This window comes from Synechococcus sp. R6-5 (genome assembly GCF_047461775.1).
GTDB lineage: Bacteria > Cyanobacteriota > Cyanobacteriia > Thermostichales > Thermostichaceae > Thermostichus.
On sequence record NZ_JANSHV010000321.1, the window covers coordinates 1 to 998 of the forward strand.

The 998-nt window shown below is 58.7% G+C and carries 1 protein-coding gene; it reads right to left on the reverse strand.

The features are described from left to right. Positions 1 to 22: 22 nt before the first annotated feature. Positions 23 to 727 (reverse strand): class I SAM-dependent methyltransferase, encoded by a 705-nt coding sequence (locus NW818_RS13340; protein WP_414407702.1) that lies wholly within the window; start codon positions 725 to 727, stop codon positions 23 to 25. Positions 728 to 998: the final 271 nt, after the last annotated feature.

A 998-nucleotide genomic window follows, 5' to 3' on the forward strand; every position in this document is an offset into this window, starting at 1 on the left:
TTAGCGGTCGGAGCCGGGTAGTTTACGAGATAGGCTTTTCGGCTGCAAGTCGCACAAAGCGATTTTGGTTGTAGAGCTGCTGAGCCACCACTGCGAAACCCACCTTCTCCAGCAACCACACCAGGTCTTCGGCGCTGAAGCGATTGTGCTCGTAGAAGTGGGTAAACTGATCCAGCAGCGTTTCCAAAGGCGTGTCCGACTGGAAGAGTTGGGCCTCTGTATCGGCATCGAAGTAGAGGCTGAGCGGGGCGCGCACCCAATCCACCAGCAAAAATCGCCCCCCCGGCTTGAGTAGACGCAACACCTCCTGCAACAAGCGCAAGGGCTGCACCATCTCGTGCAACACCACCACTGCCTGAGCTGCATCGATGCTGTTGGCCGCAAGCGGCAAGTGAGGGTCGTGCAGGTCGGCCTGCAGCAGCTGGATTCCAGGGATCCCCTTCAAATCCGCCGCCGCTCGCTCCAACATGTAGGGCATCACATCCACCCCGATGAAGTGTCCTCCGGGATAGCGTTGCGCCCACTGACCCAGAGCAAACCCCGGCCCGGTTCCCAGATCCAACAAGCGCGGTGCAGGAGGCAGACAGGGCTCGATGTGCATCTGCCAGAACTGCCAAAACGCCTCGTTAAAGCGCCCAGGAGCTGTTGCCAGCATGCGCTCGCAGAAGCTGGGGCCACGGTGGTGCTGGTAGAGAAGCTGAAAGGTATCGAGGCCGGTCTGGGGCATGGCTGAAGATTGTTGAGAAAGTTGCTAGAGGGATCACCAGAATTCGCTGATGGGCTGAAAAGAGCATCGGGGGATCCCCAGAAGAAAGCTCGAATGTTGGCCTAACGAGCAGTGGGAGCGCTGGAAAAGTTGGCAATGCCGGTCTCCAGGTCGCTAAAGCAGGTCAGTACCTTTTCCATGGAGGTGAGGTTGAGGACGAGGGCCACACTTTCCGGCACGCAACAAAGGCTAATGTTGCCCCCGGCAGCACGGCACTTGCGCAAAGCCGAGA

What these genes read in the sequence shown, in the direction of transcription:
- NW818_RS13340 (WP_414407702.1), bottom strand. Translation starts at nt 727, where the DNA reads ATGCCCCAGACCGGCCTCGATACCTTTCAGCTTCTCTACCAGCACCAC.